Source organism: Streptomyces sp. E2N166 (assembly GCF_003671715.1).
Lineage (GTDB): Bacteria > Actinomycetota > Actinomycetes > Streptomycetales > Streptomycetaceae > Streptomyces > Streptomyces thinghirensis.
Genome location: NZ_RAIF01000006.1, coordinates 242285 through 259862, shown reverse-complemented (window position 1 = coordinate 259862; position 17578 = coordinate 242285). Strand labels below are relative to the sequence as shown.

The following is a 17578-nucleotide window of genomic DNA, read 5'->3' as shown; positions in this document are numbered from 1 at the left end:
CGGTCATGCAACAGGTGAAAAGGGGCTACGAAAAAGCATGCAGCTGGGGCCCGCACCCCGAAGGATGCGGGCCCCAGCTACGAAGTGCGCGCCGACGGGCGCGCCGGCGTCAGGCGAGGACGATGTTCTCGGCCGTCGGGCCCTTCTGGCCCTGCGCGATGTCGAAGTTCACCTTCTGGCCTTCGAGCAGCTCGCGGAAGCCCTGGGCTGCGATGTTCGAGTAGTGGGCGAACACATCGGCGCCGCCGCCGTCCTGCTCGATGAAGCCGAAGCCCTTTTCCGCGTTGAACCACTTCACGGTGCCACTGGCCATGTTTTTCTCCTTCGGGGCAGTGCGTCGGCGCCCGTACTGTACGGATGCCGCGTCGCCGCGATGATCACCCCGTCCGGAAAAACCGGTGCCAAAAGTACTTCCATTCGCACAAATTTCGACAGGAAGTACTGGAATTCGGGAGCCATAACTGCAACTGGCTATGACAGTAGCACGTTGTGGCGCTCTGGGCGTGTGGAACAAATCCGCTCCGCTCGTTACTGTAAGAAACCTTGTGTCTGTTTCCTGGAATTCTCAATCCGCGGGTGCAGATAAAATGGTGCCCAGGGCGGGATACCGCTGACCACGGCCAGCGGGCATCGAACAGGCCGCCATGCCGACCGTACCGATCAAGGCTTGAATCGCGTGACTTGATGGTCGTGCGGCAGGATGCCGGTCGTGGGCGATGGTCGGCGGCATCCGCCGCCGACGTTCGGCACGTCGACCGCCACCGTGCATCGCCGCTTCACGGTATGGACCGTGCCGGGGGACGTTGCGGCTGCCCGAGCCGGGCGGGCTAGGCTGTTGGCCATGGCATTGGACCAAGACGGCGTGATGCTGCCGCGACTGCGGCCGGCCGACGTTGCGCGGCGAGGGGTGGTCTTCGGCCTGCTGGGCGTGGTGCCGCTCGTGGTGGCGACTTTGAGCGTCAGCGGCCACAGCGACCGACGAGATTTCCTGGCCGTCGTCGGCGCTTTGGTCCTCTTCGGTGCGATCTTCCTTGTGATCGGGGCTGGCTTCTGGTGGGCCAGCGCGGGGGACATCCGACGTGTGCGGGACTGGCGCACCCTCACGGGGCAGGCCGCCTCAGCCACCATCGTGGGTCCGGTGTTCCTGCGTTCCGGGCTGTTTCTCGTTGTCCTCGTAGCTGCCGCTCTCGGTCTGTACCAACTTGTGGACACTGCGCCTTACGACAGCTGGTTGTACAGCTAGCGTCCCTGGACAATGAATGGCTGCCGGCAGGCTGCGGTGCGCTCAGTCGGCTGCGCGTCGACCGGGCCGCCGCATCCGTGTGTCGGTGTGGCGGCGCCGGCAGGCGGGCGGCGCCGGTGGGGGAGAGGCTGGGGTGGGCGCGATGCCGGGGCGCGGGATGGCGCGGCCGCCTGGAGGTATCACGGGTGACGTCGACGTCGAATCCGGCTATCAGCTACGGCCCCACCAGCGTCATGTCCAGCTGCTTCTGGTAGCCACACCTGGCGGGTTCCCCGTCAGTTCAGCGTGTTGAGCTGAGCCAGCGCGCTCAGGAGCACCGTCGAAGCGGGCGCGTATCTCGGCCAAGCCGTGCCCTCGCTGCGGTTCAGCGGCTGCTCGCAGCCCTATTGCATGAACCGACGGCCTCCGCTTCGCCAAGATCCGCGGTGACAAGGAGCATGTCGCCACCGCCGGCTACACCTGCAACAAGGCCCTGCGTCTGGACCACTACCAAAACGGCGGCACCCGGCTGACGACTCCGCTGCGCCGGGAGGCGGACGGCACCTTCACCCAGATCGACTGGGACACCGCGATCGGCGAGATCGCCGCCCGGCTGAAGACCGTGCGGGACACCTACGGCGGCGAATCGATCTTCTTCTACGGCGGCGGTGGCCAGGGCAACCACCTTGGCCGAAATACCCAGTTGGCGAGGTCGCCAGTGGCGGACACCCGCATGGCGCAGAGGACGGTGAAGGGCTCCTTGCCCGCGTCGATCAAGTCGGGGCCCACCTCCGCCTCGGTGGGATAGGGGACAGCGCCGAGGATGCCGTCTCCAGGAGTGAAGGGTTGCGTGGACATCGGGGGACGAGGTGGCCTCGGTGACCACGGCCTCCAGGGCATACCGTCTGGCAGCGGAGAGGCCTTCAGGGCGTCCTCCAGCGCCGAGTTCATCTCGTCGGCAGACCCGGCGTGGGGCCTCCTCGTCGGTCGCCGGACACACCCCGCGCGGTGGGCCCCGTCGGCGGGCACGGCTGACGCCGCGGTGACCCTGGAGATCCGCAAGCTGGAACAGGACCTGGGCGGCGAGTTCCTGGCCCGGCCCCCGGCGGAGACAAACACCCCATGCGGCTCACCAGTCTCGGCAAGAAGGTCGTGGCCGCCGCGACGCCGTGTACAGACCGGGCCGGTGGTAATCCCCCCGGACCACGCCACAAGCCGAAGGTCCTCGCCTCGCCCGAGCCGCGACAGCCCGCGGGCATGGGCAAACGGTGAATCCGGGCGATCCCCCTGCGCGGGCCGCGAGGTCCGGATCACGGGAGGGGGTGTTCCTCACCCGCGTCGAGGAGCTCGGTCACGAGCCGACGGGCGTACGCGGCGTCGAGTCCGTCCGGGCGGAAGAGGATGCGGTACATCATGGGAGCGACCACGCGGTCCATCGTCGTCTCGACGTCGGGAGCGTTCTCCTCGCGACCGATCGCGCGGGCGCGTATGACGTCGACCTGTTCGGCCGCGTAGGCCGAGCACTGACCGGCGTTGGTGCCGTCCGGGTCGCCGAGCAGAGCGTCACGGACGTAGGCGCGGCCGGAGGGGGATGACATCTCGTCGAGGAACTGTTCGGCCCAGGCCGTCAGGTCGGACAGCAGGTCGCCGTGGTCCTCCGGCGCGGTGTCGGGCCGCAGGCGCTCCACCGCGACGTCCGACAGCAGTTCCTGGAGGTCGCCCCAGCGGCGGTAGATCGTCGAGGGAGTGACTCCGGCGCGCTGGGCGACCAGCGGCACGGTCACCCCGTCGCGGCCCCGCTCCGAAAGGATCTCGCGGACAGCGGTGTGCACCGAAGCCTGGACCCGTGCACTGCGCCCGCCGGGGCGCACCATCGGCTTACGACTCATGCCTCCACCTTAAAGCACAGCTATTGCGTTTAGGGGGAGCGTGCTGGCTCGACGGCCGCGTCAGGGTGCCCTCTCGCCGCCCTCCTCGCCGCCGGCATCCGGTCCTGACCCGGACCGGAGCCGAACGGCATATGGGCCGGGCCGAAGCCGTCCGGCCCGCACGCCGTCTCAGCCGGCCGGCGCGAGCGATCGGGCGGACTGCGTCCGCTCGTAGGCGTGGCCCACCCGCAGCAACTGCCGCTCGCCGAAGGGCCGTCCGAGCAGCTGCATGCCGATCGGCATGCCCGCCGTGTCGTTGCCCACCGGGACGGACAGAGCGGGCACTCCGGTGATGTTGGCCGGGGAGGACAGACGCACGTAGGCGTCGGAGACCGCCTCGGTCGAGCCGTCGGACCAGGTGACGCTCTCCTGACCGGCCTTCACCGCGGTCATCGGGACCGCCGGGGCGGCGATCACGTCGACCTTCTCCAGAACGCGGGCCCATTCCTCCCGCATGAGCGTCCGAGAGCGCTGGGCACGCAGATAGTCGCCCGCGCCCATCAGCTCACCGGCCTCCAAAAGGATGCGGACGTCCGTCTGGTACAGCTCGGGGACCGTACGCAACGTGCCCTGGTGATAGGCGGTGGCCTCCGGCACCATCAGTCCCCACTGGGTGGCCTGGATGTACCGGGTCATCGGGATGTCGATCTCGATGAGACGGGCGCCGAGCGTCTCCAGCTGTGCGATGCCCCGGCGGACGGCGCTCTCCACCTCGGCGTCGACGTGGTCGAAGTAGTAATTGCGCGGTACCCCGACGCGCACGCCCGTCAGGTCGGGCTCCCGTTCCGGCCGGTGATCGACGGCGGGGGCGTCCAGCGACGCGGGGTCACGCGGGTCGTGCCCGGCGAGGACGGTCAGGACCAGGGCCGCGTCCTCGACGGTGCGGGTGACCGGGCCGACGTGGTCCAGCGACCAGGACAGCGACGTGACGCCGTGGCGCGGCACCAGCCCGTAGGTCGGCTTGAAGCCGACGACTCCGTTCAGCGCGGCGGGAACCCGGATCGACCCGCCGGTGTCGGTGCCGAGGGCGAAGGTCGCCGCCCCGGCCGCCACCGCGACGGCGGATCCGCCGCTGGAGCCTCCCGCGACCCGGCCGCGGTCCCAGGCGTTGCCGGTCTGCGGGGTGGTCAGGCCGTAGGCGAACTCGTGGGTGTGGGTCTTGCCGACCAGGACGGAGCCTGCGGCCCGCAGCCGGGCGGCGACCGTGCTGTCGGCGGCGGCGCGGTGGCCGGCCCGGACCCGGGAACTGGCGCTGGTGGGCGAACCGGCGACGTCGATGAGGTCCTTGAGCCCGGCCGGGACACCGTGCAGCGGTCCCCGGAACACGCCGCGGGCCGCTTCCTGCTCGGCCTCCCGCGCCGCGCCGCGGGCCTGTTCGGCGGTGACCGCGACGTACGCCTCGACGTGCGGGTCCACCTGGTCGATGCGGTCGAGGACCGAGTCCACCAGCTCGACGGGGGAGAGCCGGCGGGCTCGGATCTGCTGCGCGGCGTCGGCGAGGGTCAGCTCATACGGCTGCATCGTGCTTCTCCTTTCCGGCGCGGTAGGCGCCGGCGGGCGGGGCGTCCCCGAAGTCCAGCTCACGCAGGACCGCGACGACGGAGTGGATGTGGTTGGCGGTGGCGGCGACAGCGGCGTGGCGGTCATCGGGCAGCGGAAGTCCGGCACGGGCGGCCCAGCGGGCGGCCTCGGGCGGCGTGAGGTCGACGGAGGTCACAGGTTTCTCCTGATCAGGGGGCACGGCAGCCGAGCACCCCACGGCAAAAGCTAACAGTTTGCTTTAACTCGACCGTAGGGCCTACGGTCGAGTTAAAGCAAATGCGTTGCTTTTACGGAAGGAGTTCCATGTCCGGCGTCATCTCCGACGTTCAAGCGGTGGCCGACGCACCCGCGAGCTCCGACGCACTCGCGCACGTCGCTGACCAGGACGCCCGCACCCGGAGGAAGAGGCGCACGGCCTCTTTCGCCCTCGACGTGTCGATACTCGCGGCCCTCCTGGCCGCGTCCAGTGCGCCGACCCCGCTCTACCCTCTCTACCAGGACCAGTGGGGCCTCTCCGCGCTCGCCGTCACCGTGGTCTTCAGCGCGTACGCCCTGGCCCTGTTGCTGGCCCTGCTCACCACCGGAGCGCTCTCCGACCACCTGGGGCGACGCCCCGTCCTGGCAGGCGCCCTGCTCATGGCGGCCGCCTCCATGGCCCTCCTGGCCTCAGCGGACGGTGCGGGCTCTCTGACCATCGCCCGGGTCCTGCAAGGAGCGGCCACCGGCGCGGCCACCAGTGCCGCGGGCGCGGCGCTCCTCGACCTGGAAAACCCCCGGCGCCCAGGCCGGTCCGCCCTGGCCAACAGCGTCACCCCGGTTGCCGGCATGGCCACCGGCGTGCTCGTCTCCATCCTGCTCGTCCGTTTCGCCCCCGCCCCCACCGTCACCGTCTACGTTCTGCCGGCGGCGTTGTTCCTCGCCCAGGCGATCGCGGTCACCTTCAGCACGGAGACCGCCGACCCTCACGCGGGAGCGCTGCGGTCGCTGCGCCCGCGGGTCAGCGTCCCGCCCCCGGCCCGGCGCACCCTGCTGGCCGCGGGCACCGCTGTCGGCACCGTCTGGGCGCTGGGCGGCTTCTACTCCTCCCTCGGCCCGGCTCTCGTACGCCTGGTGGCCCCCGGCGCCCCGCAAGCAGCCCGCGGCATGGTCTTCTTCACCCTCACCGCCACCGCCGCGCTCACCGTATGGGCGCTGCGGCGCAGGCCGCCCCGTGCCACGGCGATCGGCGGCTGCCTGTCCGTCCTCCCCGCCGCGGCCCTGACCCTGAGCGGTCTGCACGGCGCAGGGCTGCCCGCCGTCTACGGCGGCGCGGTGCTGGCAGGCATCGCCTTCGGCGCCGTTTCCCAGGGGGCGCTGCGCATGCTCCTCGCCTCGCTCGACGAGCGGGACCGCGCCGCGACACTGGCCGCCTACTACATCCTCAGCTATCTCTCCATGAGCCTGCCCGCCGTCGCCGCGGGCGCCGCCACCCAGCACTACGGGCTGGGGACCACCGCACACGCCTACGTCATCACCGCAGCTCTCCTCGCCCTGGCGGCCCTGGCGGCGCTCACCGCGTCACGACGCGGGGCGGCCCGCCCCCAAGCCGACCGTTCCCACTGAGACAGAACCCGACCGCTTCCGCTGACGAGAACGAAGGAAACGAAACACCATGCACGCTTCCCCCGCCGTCACCCCCTCCTGGACCGTGGGCGGCGTCACCGTCCACCGGATCGACGAAGTCGCCCTGCCGTCCACGACCGGGCCCTGGCTGCTGCCCGACGCCACCCCTGACGTGGTGGCCGCCCAGGACTGGCTGCACCCCCACTTCGCCGGCCAGGACGGAATTCTGCACATCGACAGCCACAGCTTCGCGTTCGTCGTGAACGGGCTTCGCGTTCTCGTCGACACCGGCGTCGGCAACGGCAAGGAGCGGGCCAACCCGGCCTGGCACAACCTGCGGACCGACTTCCTGGAGCGCCTCACCGCCGCCGGTTTCCCCCCGGACTCCGTCGACCTGGTGATCCTCACTCACCTGCACGCCGATCACGTCGGCTGGAACACCCGGCAGGTGAACGGCGAATGGATCCCCACCTTCCCCAACGCCCGCTACCTCACCTCCAGCGCCGAGCGGGAGTTCTGGGCCACGTACGACATGGACGAGGCACGCGAACAGATGTTCCGCGACTCCGTCATCCCGGTCGAACAGGCGGGTCTGCTGAGCACGGTCGACGTCCCGCACGAGGGAGCCGAGATCGCCCCCGGCCTGCGGTTGATCCCGACACCCGGCCACACTCCCGGCCACGTCGCCGTGGAACTGACCAGTCAGGGGGAGACGGCGCTGATCTCCGGCGACTGCGTGCACCACCCCGTCCAGCTCGCCCACCCCGCCATCGGCGCCTGCGTCGACATCGACCCACGGCAGTCCGAGGCCACCCGCCGCAAGCTGCTCGGCTCCCTCGTCGGCACGGACACCCTTCTCCTCGGCACCCACTTCGCACCGCCCACCGCCGGCCGCGTGGTCGCCCACGAGGACGCCTACCGGCTGGAGAGCGTCCCCGGGGCATAGGTGAGCAACGGTGCCGGCACGAGGGAGAAGACCATCGTGCGCGCCGCCGGCGGCCACGTACGGAAGTACTCGGCGAAAAGCCCGTCGTAGACCAGGGCACAGGGGTACACGGCGATGATCGTCACCAGGGACATCCTCCAGCGCCGGCGGGGACGTACACGGGCCGTCCCCTGCTGGATCCCCAGCTCGCCACCTCGCATGACACCTGGCCGGCCAAGGACCCGGCGCGGGCCGCGAAGATCCGCGAGTACGGCGTGCACTCGCTGCTGATCCTCCCGATCCACACCCGAGGCGTCCTCCTTGGCGTTGCGGTCTTCGTACGGACGTCGAACCCGACGCCGTTCGCCGAGAACGGCCGGCTCCTTGCCGAGGAACTGCCGGCCCGGGCCGCACTGAGCCCGGACAGCGCCCGCCGGTACCCCGTGAGCGCGGCGCCAAGGCCACTGGGGTCGCCGGGCCGTGGACCATGGCGTGCGTCGAGGGCGCCCCACCGGCCCCTGCGCCCGTGCCGCAGGGCTCACCCGTCTGCCGGGCACGGCCGCGAGGTCCAGGTGCCTGCGGCAGACTGAGGGCATGGGCGACCTCAAGGGCGCGGGGGCGTCGTCGCGACGGTTGCCGCGGCGGCCACAGAGCGTGGCGGAGGCGCGGCGCTTCGTGCGGGCCGCTGTCGACGGCGTCGCGCCGGTCCTGGTGGACACCGTCGAGCTCCTGGTGAGCGAGCTGGTGACGAACGCCTTGTTGCATGCCCGGACGGACATCGACGTGTCGGCCCGCGTCGAGGACGGCACGGTCCATGTGCGCGTGCGGGATCAGCGGCCGGACCGGAAGCTGCTGCCGCAGGAATGTTCCGCGTACACCGGGACGGGACAGGGACTCGCCGTCGTCGGCCGACTGGCGTCCCGGTACGGCGTCGAGGCGGACGAGGCGAGCAAGACCGTCTGGTTCGAACTGGGACCCGACGGAACGCCACCGCGGGTGGCTGACTGGGGGCCCGCCGAGCCGCCCGACTCCGGTGAGCGTGTGACGCTCATCGACATGCCGGGCGCGCTGTACGTCGCGTCCCAGCAGCAGCGTCACACGTTGCTGCGCGAGACGATGCTCGCCGCGGCGGCGGGCTTCGATCTCGGCGTGCCGCCGGAGGACCTCACCACCGCCCAGGACGTGAGCAGCCTGATCAGCGCGCGGGTGACGGCTGCCCTGCGCCGGGGGTCCGCCGAGAAGGAGGCCCCGTCCCTTTGCGTGCGGCTGCCGGCGGACGCCGGGCCGGCCGTGGAGACCCTGCGCCGCGTGCTCGAACTCGCCGAGAAAGCGGCCCGCGACGAGCGTTTCCTCACCCTGCCGAGACTTCCCCGCAGCGATGTCTTCCAGCAGTGGCTGTTCGACCAGATCATCGGCCAGCTCGCCGGCGGCCCCGCCACCGCGTGGACCGTGGTGCCGCGCGAGCCCGGCGCCAGCCCCGTGGAGCTGGTGCCGTGGGACGCCGCGCAGGTGCGGTCCAGCAGGGTCCCGACCATCGCCGCCGACGAGCGCAACCGCATCATCGCGGCGAACGGACCGGCGGCGGACATGCTCGGCTGGCAGGCGGACGACCTCATGGGACGGCCACTCACCGCGCTGATCCCGGAACATCTGCGCGAACGCCATCTCACGGCGTTCACCTCCCTGTTGCTCAGCGGGCAGCCCCGTATCCTGGGCCGCTCGATCCCGCTCCCGGCACTGCACCGCGACGGCGGTCTGGTCCCCGTCCGGCTGTTCATCCAGACCCAGGAGACGACCGACGGCCACACCGTCTTCGTCGCCCAGCTCACCCCCAGGGCCTCCGCACCCCCTGCTACGGCCAAGGCGCCTCCCGGCCGCAGCCGCCCGGCTGCGGCGCAGGACCCGCGCGGCACGTCCTCGGAGCTGCCGGGAGGCGAGGCTGTCCTTGACGGCGGCCGCGACGGTGCGGCGGCAGGCGCCCCGAGGAACGACCTGGACCACGTCGGCCTATCGGCCCTGGAACGCCTCTCCCTGCTGGTCACCACGAGTACCGTCATGAGCCACACCCCCGACACGGAGGAGGGGCTGCGGGGCGCGGGCAGGCTCATGACCGAACGGCTGGCCGACTGGTGTGCCGTGGACCTGTTCGCGGACGACGCCCAGGTGCAACGGATCTGCGTCGTCCACCGCACCCCTCATGGTCTCCGCCCCGAGCGACACGAGGGCCTGATCCCGCCCGTGACCGATGCCGCCCGCGGCCCGTTGGCCCGTGTCCTGCGCGGAGCCGGGCCCTTGCTGCTCACCGGAGCTCCGCCACCGAGCCAGTCGGCGGGGCCTCTGGACACGCACTACCTCGATCTGTTGGGACATCTGCGCGCCCACAGTGCCATCGTCGCCCCGCTGCGGGCGCGGCGTCAGGTCATCGGAGCCCTTACCGTGGCCCGTGGCGACGGGCGGCAGCCCTTCACGGAAGAGGACCTGTCCCTGGTCGACGAACTGTGCCGCGGCCTCGCCCTGGGCGTGGACAACGCCCGTCTGTACCAGGAAACCCGCAACATCGCCGAACGACTCCAGCGCTCACTGCTGCCCGTACTGCCCAACGTCGGGCACCTCCAGCTGGCCGCCCGTTACGCCGCATCCTCCACGACCGCCCAGGTCGGTGGGGACTGGTACGACTGCTTCGTCGTCCCCAACGGGGAGACGGCGCTGGTCATCGGCGACGTCACCGGGCACGACCTCGAGGCAGCCGTCGTCATGAGCCAGCTGCGCAGCATGCTGCGCGGTATCGCGGTCGACCGCCAGGAGCCCCCGGAAGTAGTCCTGCGCCGCCTGGACATGGCCAACCACACTCTCGACCGGGAGGCCACCGCCACGTGCATCTACGGTCTCGTCCGCGGCGGCACGGACGGCCCCTGGGAGCTGGTGCACTCCTCCGCCGGGCACCTGCCGCCACTGCTGACCGCCCCTGACGGCCGGACCCGCTACCTGGACGCCGGCTCGGGATTGCTGCTCGGCATGGACCCCGACGCGCAGCGTCCCAGCGCGACGGACATGATCCCGCCTCACTCGACCCTGCTGCTGTACACCGACGGACTCATCGAACGGCGCGGCGAATCCCTGGACGCCGGGATGGAGCGTCTCCGCCGGCGCGCCTCCGACCTGGCACGTGAACCCCTCGACGTGTTCTGCGACGAGCTGCTCATCGGACTCGGCGCCGACAACGACGACGACATCGCCGTCCTCGCCGTCCGCCCCGCGCCGCCCGCCGCCCCCGGCTGAGGCGGCACGGGTGCGGTACGTCGCCTCTACCACCGCTCAGCTCGGCGCACGGGACGTCCGCTGGGAGCCGGCAGGCAGGAGTTGTGGGCCGGGTCGATCAAATTCCGCGTCCGGGGCAGACGGCGTCGGCCCGGGGCACCGTGCGTCGACGCGCGTCAGCTCGTACGGCGTTGTGCCAAGCGGGCTGCGCCCCGGTAACTCGGCTACGAGGTACGCCCGGCTGGCGGGGCAGTGCAGGGCTCGCGCCGTCATGGGGTCGGGGGTGTGCGCAGCGCGATCAGGGCGACGTCGTCATCGTTGTCACTGGGGCGGACCTGGTCCAGCAGCAGGTCGCAGAAGGAGTCGAGGGGGCGGTGGGCGAGTGAGGCCGCGTGTCGGCGCAACCGGTCAAGCCCGTGATCGATGGAGCGGTGCGGGGATTCGACCAGTCCGTCGGTGTAGAGCAGGAGCGTGGCCTGGGGTGGCAGGACGGTGACGGCGTCGGGGCGAGGTCTGGTGACTCCGGTTCCGAGGAGTATGCCGTGAGCCTCGTTGAGGTAGCGGGCCCGACCGTCGTGGGTGATCAGCAGGGGCGGCGGGTGGCCGGCGTTCGTCCAGCGCAGACGCCACAGTGTGTCGTCGCCGAGTGTGAGCCTGGCCAGGATCATGGTGGCCATGGGTACCTCGGCTATGTGCATCACAGCCTCGTCGAGCCGTGTGACGACGGCGCTGGGGGCGGCCTCGGGGTGGGACCAGGCGAAGGCGCGCAGCATGTTGCGGACCTGCGCCATGCCGGATGCGGCGTCGAGATCGTGTCCGACGACGTCGCCGATGACCAAGGCGTGGGCGTGGGTGGCCAGTGCGAAGGCGTCGTACCAGTCACCGCCCACGGATGAGGCGTCCGGAGCGGGTACGTAGCGCGCGGTCATCTCCAGCCCGGGCAGGACGGGCAGCTGGGGCAGCAGGTGGCGCTGCATGGTTTCGGCGACTTTGCGCTGGCGCTGGTACAGGCGCGCGTTGTCCAGTGCCAGGCCCGCCCGGCGGGTGAGGTCCTCCAGCAGCGGCAGGTCGGCCGGGGTGAAGGCGTCATGGCGCTGGGCGCGGCCCAGGGTCAGGGCCCCGAGTACGTCGCGCAGTCCGCGAATCGGTGCGATGACGGCTGAGTGCATTCCTGTCGCGGTGAACAGGCGCTGCTGCTCGACCGCGATGCCGGAGTCGGGCGGACCTTGGTATGTGGCGGGGCCGGCGAGGGAGGAGGCGGCGCCGCGCAGGGCCCGCGACAGGGGCATCGGCGACTCTGCCGGCACGGGAGGCATCGGGCCTTGCAGGTCTTCCCGCTCGACGAGAATGCCGTCCTTGTGCTCCATCACGAGAACACGTCGTACTTCGTCACGTTCGGTGAGCAAGTCGAACACGGCCCAGTCCGCGAGCCGAGGAACGGTCAGGGCCGCCAGGCGGTGCAGTGCCTCTTCCACGTCCAGGGTGGATGTGAGCTGCGTGGTCGTCTCCGCCAGCAGCGCCAGGCGGTCCAGATCCGTCAGCGGCGCGGAGTGCTCGCCATCGCTGTGGTGCAGGTCCGGCTCCTTGGCCTCGTACAGCAGCGCCAGCGCACCTGTCCTGCTCGGATCGGGTGTGTAGGGCGTGATCAGCCAGGACAACCGGACCAGAGTGCCGTCCCCTCGGGCGAACCACTCGGCGTCACCATGCCCGGTGACGCCCATGAGGAGCGCCTTTCTGATCGGGCAGCGCGTGCGCGGCACCGAGTGCCCGTACCTGTCCCGGCGCAGCAGGTCGTGGAAGTCCTGACCTACGAGTTCTGAGGCTTCCCTGCCCAGCAGGGTCTGGGTCGCGCTGTTGACTGCGACGATGAGGCCGTCGTCATCGACCGCGATGGCGGACGCCCGGAGATTCTCCAGCGGTCCGTCGAGCGCGTCGTCCGAACACGCCTGGTTACCGGACAGGGCTGCACCTTCCCTACCTGGAGCGGCGACGTCGTCCATGCCCCTCCTCTGTTCAAGCCGAATTGGAGCGAGTACCCCAACTGGAGGATGGCATGCACCGCAATCTCGTCTTCCCTGCACGGCTCGGCCCGCGTCTTGGTGAGCCGGGTCGGGTGTCACCCAACCCTGCAGCATTCCCCAGCCCGAACGGCGCTGTCCACGCCTGCCTGCGGTGGCGCCATGCCAATGGTCTGCTCGGCCTGGCCCGGCCCGCGCGTCCAAGGGTCTGACCCCGTGCACTACTGACCAATTCCCCGGCACGGATGACAAAGTCCGAAGCCCACGATGACCCTAAAGTCTATGGGCGGGGCCGTCACCGAGACGACAGCACCGACCGGAAGGAAAGAACGCTGGCCTGCCGCACAGCAGACGGTGTCCACGCTTCGGGGGAAGTTCCCGGCAGCGGCCTGCCGCTGCTCAACACTGTCGCAGGGTGCTGGGGTGTGTGGCTGACGCCTGCCGGCAAGACCGTTCAGCTGGTGGGAACTGGACCGCCACCCTGGAACTCTTCAGGTTGCCCCGGAGACCCGACCCGCCGAGCCTGTCCCCAACACCACCATGCCTCCGGGGTATCCGCATGAACTTCCGTATGACTCGCACCGGCCTTCCACGGTCGGCCAGGTTGTCTTCGCCCTGCCGGCCACCGCCTGCTTGTTGCGTTCTACCGCGCTGCGCGCCGGTATCCGGTGGTTCCGGCCGTGCCGCCGCGGCATCTGGGCGATACTGGACAGGGCGATGTTCCGGTGGAACCGACGCCGATGAGCGTCTTGATCCGCTTCAGGTTATGTTCTGGTCCGGTCCGCCGTGCGGGGCAGGTCCCGTGACCGACTTCTGCTCCAGCACCGCGAACAGGACCTCGCTCGGCTTCGGTCGGCTCGCGGCCCCGTTCCACCGCACGGCTCGCCGTTCGCCGCTCTGCCGCGATCGGCGCCACCGCCGTACCGACCGAACGCTGACCCGCAACTCCATGGCAAGCGGTTCGTCCTTGAACTGTCGGTCGAACGACCGTCACAACATGCGCGGTACCCCGGGTACCTTCCACGTGTCGTCGCCTGCCCGCAGCAGATCACTGGCATGACATCGGGTCACGGACGTTCAGGGGGAAGACCGCCGCAGACGGTCGTGTCGGGGGGAGTGGGTATGGGGATCGACGGTGCGCGCGCACAAGAGGTCAATCGACATGAGATCGATTACTTGTATGAGGAGATCTTCGTCAAGAAGAGCTACTTGCCGACGTTTTCTCCAGCGGGCCCTCGAACGGTGATCGGCAGGAGGAATTCACCTTTCCATCCTGTGAGCATCGTGATGTCCGCCCAGAACACCCCGACCGATACCACGGCAGACAACGCATTCGTTCGGAAGGGGAGAGGGGGAAGTGCTGCGAGGAGGCCCGGTGGGTGAGTTCGATGCTCGCGTGTCCGCCAGCCCGGCAGTCGATGTGTTTCCACTGCTCGTGGTCGAATCCCCTTATATGGCAAAAGGAGTCGGGTAGTTGTCCACTGTGCACTCTTCTCTCCTTGCTGAACGTAGTGCCAATTCCCTCCAGGGTGCGCTGCCCACCCGGAAAGGAAGGCTTGAGTTAGGGCTTCTGGGGCCACTCGAAGTCAGGTTCAACGGCCACGCCGTATCTGTCGGCGGCCCTCGCCAGCGCGCCGTGCTGGCCACCCTCATGTTGTCCCCGGAGCGAGTCATCTCCGTCGACTACCTGATAGAGGAGGTCTGGAACGGCGACCCCCCGAGCACCGGACGGGCGCAGATCGCGATCTGTGTGGCAGCGCTTCGCAAAGTCTTCCGTACCGTTGGCGTTCCCCATCAGGTCATCGTGACAGCCGCGCCCGGATACAAGCTGGTCACGGGTGAACTCAGCATGGAAACAGTTGAGTTCATGCGCGGGGTGGAGTCCGCACAGCGCGCCACGGAGCAGGGAGGACGGGGGCAGGCCATCGCCCTGCTACGGGATGCACTGGGTCTGTGGCGAGGTCCGGCGCTGGACGGCGTCTCCTCACGGGCTGCCGAGACGGAGGCGATGCGCCTGGAAGAGCAGCGCCTGCTCGCCATCGAGCAGTACATGGCGCTGCGCCTGAAAGCTGGCGAGCACCAGACGTTGCTGAGCGAACTCAGCACTCTGGTACGGGAGAACCCCTTCAGGGAGCGCTTCCTGACACAGCTGATGCTGGCCCAGTACCGCTCGGGGCAGCGCGTCGAAGCACTGCGTACGTTCCGCGAGGGGCGCCGGGAGTTCGTGGCGGAGCTCGGTCTGGAACCGGGCACGGAGCTGCAGGAACTGCACCACGCCGTCCTGCGCGACGACTCCGCCGCGCTGGGCCCGGCAGCCGGACCGGCGAGCGCCGCACCCACCTCGGCCGAGCCGTCCGGGAACTGGCCCAGCCCGGCCCAGCTGCCGTCGAACATCGGGGCGTTCGTCGGCCGCGAGGACGAGCTGAGCGAACTGGACGACCTGCTCGCGGAACGCTCCGACAACGACGCCGTGGGGATCGGCTTCGTCACCGGGGCCCCGGGGGTCGGCAAGACGGCCTTGGCGATCCACTGGGCACACCGGGCAGCCGCACACTTCCCCGACGGCACGCTCTACGCCGACCTGCAGGAGGCCGGTCAGCCGCTGTCCCCCCAGGTTGTGCTGCAGCGCTTCCTGCGCGGTCTGGGCGTGGAGCCCGAGCGCATACCGGGCAGCCTTGAGGAGTGCGCCGCCCTCTACCGCACCGTGCTGCGGGGCAGGCGGACCCTGGTGATCCTCAACGACGTGCACTCCTTCCGCCAACTGCGCCCCCTGCTCCCGGGCAACGGCAGGTCCTGTGCCCTGGTCACCGGCCGTACCGAACTCCAAGGGCTCATCCACAGCGGCAGCCCACTGCGGCTGTGCCTTGGCCAGTTGCGGCAGATGGACTCGGTGAGACTTCTGAGCGGCGTCGTACGGGATCGCCGGATCGACCGCGACCCGGCGACCGTCAGGCTCGCCGAACTGTGCGACCACCATCCGCTCGCCCTCCGTGCGGCCGGCGCCCGTCTGGTGAACAAGCCGCACTGGAGGGTCGCCGACCTCTTGGCCCGACTGGAGAACCCGCGCAGGCGGCTGGCCGAACTCAGCCACGGCGAGTACTCCGTACGCGCCCGGCTGGAGTGCGGCTACGGCAGCCTGGACGCCGCGGCGGCGCGCGCCTACCGGGTGCTCGGCGCTGGGCAGAGCGTGGACTTCGACGTACGGGAGGCCGCCGACGCGCTGGGGCTGCCGCTCGCCGAGGCGGAGGACACCATCGAACGGCTCCTGGACACCCACCTGCTGGAGGTCGCCGCGGACGGCGGCGGTGTCTCCGGCCGCCGCTACCGACTCCAGGAACTGCTGCGCCTGCACGCACGGGAGACCGCGGCCTCCACGCTCCCTGTGTCCTCGGGATGCTGAACCGATAGCGCCCCGATAGCCATGCCGCCTAGCGTCCGTGACGCACACCCAGGTCTGAGCGACGGAGGAACACCAAGGTGACAGTGTCGATGTCCGCTCGGTCCGCCGGCCGCCGGCCCGTGTCGAGCCCGCCGCCAGGAGCGGATCCGGGCGACGGTGGCGAGCCCGGTGGTCCACCGGCCAAGGAGCCGGCCCCGGTCGGACTGCGGTCGCTCGGGCCCTACCTGCGGGCCTACTGGGGAACCCTGGTGGTCGTGGCGTTGCTCTCGCTCCTGGAGACGCTGGGCACACTCGCACAGCCGCTGCTCACCCGGGAGCTGCTGGAGAGGATGGAGCATGGCGCCGGCGTCAACCGCTTGATCATCGGCCTGCTGGTCATCCTGCTGGGTGCGGCCGTCGTCGGCGGATGCCGGGACTACCTTCTGCAGCGTACGGCGGAGGGCATGGTGCTCACCGCCCGGCGCAGGCTCGTTGGGCGGCTGCTACGACTGCCGATCGCCGAGTTCGACCGGCGCCGCACCGGTGATCTGCTCTCCCGGGTGGGCGCGGACACCACGCTGCTCCGTGCCGTCGTCACCTCCGGCGTCTTCGAGGCCGCGACCAGCGTGGTCCTGGTGGTCGGCTCCGCCGTGGCCATGCTGCTGCTGGATCCGGTGCTGTTCGGCGCCACCGCCCTGGGCATCGCCGCCGGCGTCGCCGCGGTCGTGGGGCTGGCCCGGCGCGTCCGTGGCGCCTCCGCCGTGGTGCAGACCCGGGTGGGGGAGATGACCTCTGCAGTGGAACGCTCCGTGTCGGCGGTGCGTACGATCCGTGCCAGCCGGGCCGAGGAGCGCGAGGCCCAGACGATCGACGGCACCGCCAAGTCCGCCTACGCGGCGGGCCTGCGCATCGCCAGACTCCAGGCGATGATCACCCCGCTCACGTCCACCACGATCCAGGCCGCCTTCCTGATCGTACTCGGCCTGGGCGGCGCGCGGGTCGCGAGCGGTGCGATGACCATCGGCGACTTGGTCGCCTTCATCCTGTTCCTGTTCACCCTCTGGTTTCCGCTCGGCCGGGCGCTGGGCGCCTACACCCGGCTGCAGAGCGGCCTGGCCGCGCTGCACCGGATCGAGGAGGTCCTGGTCCTGCCGCTGGAGAGCGGCACGGACCGGACGGACCCGGTCGCCACGCTCAACGTGCGCGAACGCGCCGAACCGGCCACGGCCGAGGAGGAGCCACCGGCCATCGAGTTCTCCGGGGTCAGCTTCGGCTATCCGGGCGGCGAACCGGTGCTCAGCGAGGTCAGCTTCACTGTCCCCCGCGGCACCAGAAGCGCGCTCGTCGGGCCCTCCGGCGCGGGCAAGACGACCCTGCTGTCCCTCGTGGAGCGTTTCTACGACGTCACCGGCGGAAGCCTGCGGGTGTACGGCGACGACGTGCGCGACATTCCCCGCTCCGAACTGCGCCGCAGGCTCGGCTACGTGGAGCAGGAAGCCCCCGTGCTCGCCGGCACGCTGCGCGACAACCTTTCGCTGGCGGCGCCGCACGCCACCGAAGAAGACATGCTCAAGGTCCTCGCGGGCGTCAACCTCACCGACGTGGTAGAGCGCGGCTCGCTCGGCCTGGACGCCGCCGTCGGTGAGGCGGGAGTGCTGCTGTCCGGTGGTGAGCGCCAACGCCTGGCCCTGGCCCGTACGTTCC

The 17578-nt window shown here is 70.4% G+C and carries 12 protein-coding genes and 3 pseudogenes; 8 read left to right on the top strand and 7 right to left on the bottom strand.

The window, feature by feature from the left end; translation table 11 throughout:
- Positions 1-109: 109 nt before the first annotated feature.
- The gene (locus EBH09_RS01375) at positions 110-313 is read right to left on the bottom strand and encodes a cold-shock protein (RefSeq protein ID WP_121745217.1); all 204 of its coding nucleotides are present in this window, start codon (positions 311-313) and stop codon (positions 110-112) included.
- A 528-nt stretch (positions 314-841) separates the two neighbouring features.
- Here EBH09_RS01375 and EBH09_RS01370 point away from each other — a divergent pair.
- Positions 842-1243, top strand: coding sequence for a DUF6336 family protein (locus EBH09_RS01370; protein ID WP_121746170.1), 402 nt, complete (start codon positions 842-844; stop codon positions 1241-1243).
- Between the two features lie 418 nt (positions 1244-1661).
- Positions 1662-1847 (top strand): annotated as a pseudogene (locus tag EBH09_RS39925) (hypothetical protein); the annotation flags it as partial.
- 74 nt (positions 1848-1921) lie between these two features.
- Here EBH09_RS39925 and EBH09_RS38425 read toward each other — a convergent pair.
- The 4 genes and pseudogenes from EBH09_RS38425 to EBH09_RS01350 form a co-directional block, all read right to left on the bottom strand.
- Positions 1922-2053 (bottom strand): annotated as a pseudogene (locus tag EBH09_RS38425) (succinyl-CoA--3-ketoacid-CoA transferase); the annotation flags it as partial.
- A gap of 479 nt (positions 2054-2532) precedes the next feature.
- Positions 2533-3111: a TetR/AcrR family transcriptional regulator gene (locus tag EBH09_RS01360; protein WP_121745215.1), complete on the bottom strand. Its 579-nt coding sequence runs from the start codon at positions 3109-3111 to the stop codon at positions 2533-2535.
- A 168-nt stretch (positions 3112-3279) separates the two neighbouring features.
- On the bottom strand, positions 3280-4671 hold the full coding sequence (locus tag EBH09_RS01355; protein ID WP_121745214.1) for an amidase: 1392 nt from the start codon (positions 4669-4671) through the stop codon (positions 3280-3282).
- Positions 4658-4867, bottom strand: a complete 210-nt coding sequence (locus tag EBH09_RS01350; protein ID WP_121745213.1) for a hypothetical protein — start codon at positions 4865-4867, stop codon at positions 4658-4660. Before EBH09_RS01350 ends, EBH09_RS01355 begins: the two co-directional genes overlap by 14 nt.
- 128 nt (positions 4868-4995) lie before the next feature.
- On the opposite strand from EBH09_RS01350, the gene EBH09_RS01345 reads away from it, so the two are divergent.
- A complete protein-coding gene (locus EBH09_RS01345) occupies positions 4996-6294 on the top strand; it encodes an MFS transporter (RefSeq protein WP_121745212.1) in 1299 nt (432 codons plus the stop codon).
- A 49-nt stretch (positions 6295-6343) separates the two neighbouring features.
- Positions 6344-7240, top strand: coding sequence for an MBL fold metallo-hydrolase (locus tag EBH09_RS01340; RefSeq protein WP_121745211.1), 897 nt, complete (start codon positions 6344-6346; stop codon positions 7238-7240).
- Here the strand turns inward: EBH09_RS01340 and EBH09_RS38420 are convergent.
- On the bottom strand, positions 7210-7365 hold the full coding sequence (locus tag EBH09_RS38420) for a hypothetical protein (protein WP_238697141.1): 156 nt from the start codon (positions 7363-7365) through the stop codon (positions 7210-7212). The two genes, EBH09_RS01340 and EBH09_RS38420, sit on opposite strands and share 31 nt — an antisense overlap.
- A gap of 36 nt (positions 7366-7401) precedes the next feature.
- On the opposite strand from EBH09_RS38420, the pseudogene EBH09_RS01335 reads away from it, so the two are divergent.
- Positions 7402-7809, top strand: a pseudogene (locus EBH09_RS01335) (GAF domain-containing protein); the annotation flags it as partial.
- A 4-nt stretch (positions 7810-7813) separates the two neighbouring features.
- On the top strand, positions 7814-10498 hold the full coding sequence (locus EBH09_RS01330; protein WP_121745210.1) for a SpoIIE family protein phosphatase: 2685 nt from the start codon (positions 7814-7816) through the stop codon (positions 10496-10498).
- A 248-nt stretch (positions 10499-10746) separates the two neighbouring features.
- Here the strand turns inward: EBH09_RS01330 and EBH09_RS01325 are convergent, their stop codons facing one another.
- On the bottom strand, positions 10747-12477 hold the full coding sequence (locus EBH09_RS01325) for a SpoIIE family protein phosphatase (protein WP_121745209.1): 1731 nt from the start codon (positions 12475-12477) through the stop codon (positions 10747-10749).
- A 1867-nt stretch (positions 12478-14344) separates the two neighbouring features.
- Between EBH09_RS01325 and EBH09_RS01315 the strand changes: the two genes are divergently transcribed.
- Both EBH09_RS01315 and EBH09_RS01310 read left to right on the top strand, forming a co-directional pair.
- On the top strand, positions 14345-15895 hold the full coding sequence (locus tag EBH09_RS01315) for an AfsR/SARP family transcriptional regulator (protein ID WP_238697140.1): 1551 nt from the start codon (positions 14345-14347) through the stop codon (positions 15893-15895).
- An 89-nt stretch (positions 15896-15984) separates the two neighbouring features.
- Positions 15985-17578 (top strand): ABC transporter ATP-binding protein (locus tag EBH09_RS01310; RefSeq protein ID WP_153182594.1); only part of this gene is annotated, 1594 nt, incomplete at its 3' end.